A 1,544-nucleotide genomic window follows, 5' to 3' on the forward strand; every position below is an offset into this window, starting at 1 on the left:
AGCTGACCAGTTCTTAAATTTGGAAACATTAGGCATTCTTGGTCTAGGCGCTGTAGCGTTCAGTATCGGTACAGGCGCAGGTGTTCTCATGGCTAAGCTTCTTAATAAGTTCTCAGAAGAGGACATCAACCCACTCATTGGCGCGGCAGGGGTGTCTGCCGTACCTATGGCTGCGCGTGTGGTGAACAAAGTCGGGCTTGATGCAAACCCTCAAAACTTCTTGTTGATGCATGCGATGGGACCAAACGTAGCTGGTGTACTTGGCTCCGCGGTAGCGGCAGGTATTCTGTTGGCCTTGGTTGGATAAAGACTCTTGTAACACGTAAATACAGTTATCGTGTTGAAGATAAAATTATCAACCAATTTACATGCTTGCCATTAACTTGGTTAAACAAAATGGTTTATAGTCAAAGGGATGCTCCGGCATCCCTTTTTTATTTGTCCCTCAGGGAGTGAGTTATGGAACATAAACAGATTGTTATCACTGAGTTTGGCGACGCCAATGTTCTGGCGATTCAAAGCGCTGAAACTCCGATCCCTAAGTCTGGCGAAGTGTTGGTCAAGGTGCATTATGCTGGCGTGAATCCTATCGATGTCAAAACACGAGCGGGACTTGGCTGGGCTGCTTCCCAGAATAAAGACAAACTGCCTTGGGTGCCAGGTTACGATATTTCTGGGAAAGTCGCCTCTTGTGGTACTAAGACTTCTCGCTTTGCTGTGGGAGATGAAGTGGCCGGTTTTATTGGCTTTCCTCTCCAAGGTGGTGGTTATAGCCAATATGTTTGTGTTCCGGAGTCGGAGCTAAGTCACGTGCCAAGTTCGGTCACGCTAGAAGCGGCGGCGGTTTTACCATTGGCAGGGCAAACCGCTGCTCAAGCATTAAGCAAAGCGAATGTCAGCGAATGCGATAGAGTATTAATTCTCGCAGGAGCGGGTGGCGTCGGGCACTTAGCGGTGCAGATTGCTGTGGCGACAAAAGCCGAAGTGTTTACCACCTGCAGTGAACGAAATTTAGACTACCTCGCCACACTTGGCGCTCATGCAGTGAACTATCAATTTGCACCAGTGTCAGAACGTGTTGAAGGCGTTGATGTTTTAATTGATTTGGTTGGTGGTGATGCGGCTCTAGATGCTCTCAAGTGCCTAAAAGACAATGCCCGCGTGATCACGGTACCAACGATTAGCGCTGAATTAATTTGTGACAAGGCCAAGCTGTTAGGCTTCGAGGCAAGCGGTATGTTGGTTGAGCCAGATCCTTCACAGTTAGACACGTTGTTGTACATGGTAGGTGTGGGATTACTTAAAACAGAAGTGCAACACATTTACCCAATGGCTGAAGTTATCGCCGCACACCAACAAGTGGAATCGGGGCGAACGAGAGGCAAGGTATTACTTGATATGACATGCTAGACGCATTCAATTCAGCTTTTGAACATTTAGCCCTTTGGTTTTCTGATTCAGCATTGTGGGTGCTTTTTTTAACGGGTTTTCTGAGCGCCACCTTACTGCCTGGTGGCTCTGAAGCTGGGCTGATAGCAACTCTC

2 protein-coding genes and 1 pseudogene are annotated in these 1,544 nt (G+C 47.9%); all 3 read left to right on the forward strand.

All coding sequences use genetic code 11. From position 1 onward, the window contains the following. On the forward strand, positions 1-307 hold a 307-nt coding region (locus R7E00_RS23000), incomplete at its 5' end, for a sodium ion-translocating decarboxylase subunit beta (RefSeq protein WP_318124535.1). Between the two features lie 152 nt (positions 308-459). Further along, positions 460-1,410, forward strand: coding sequence for an NADP-dependent oxidoreductase (locus R7E00_RS23005; RefSeq protein WP_005480898.1), 951 nt, complete (start codon positions 460-462; stop codon positions 1,408-1,410). Beyond that, positions 1,404-1,544 (forward strand): annotated as a pseudogene (locus tag R7E00_RS23010) (DedA family protein); the annotation flags it as partial. The gene R7E00_RS23005 and the pseudogene R7E00_RS23010, both read left to right, overlap by 7 nt.

Source organism: Vibrio sp. Vb1755 (genome assembly GCF_033338635.1).
GTDB lineage: Bacteria > Pseudomonadota > Gammaproteobacteria > Enterobacterales > Vibrionaceae > Vibrio > Vibrio alginolyticus.

What these genes read in the sequence shown, in the direction of transcription:
- R7E00_RS23005 (WP_005480898.1), top strand. Translation starts at nt 460, where the DNA reads ATGGAACATAAACAGATTGTTATCACTGAGTTTGGCGACGCCAATGTT.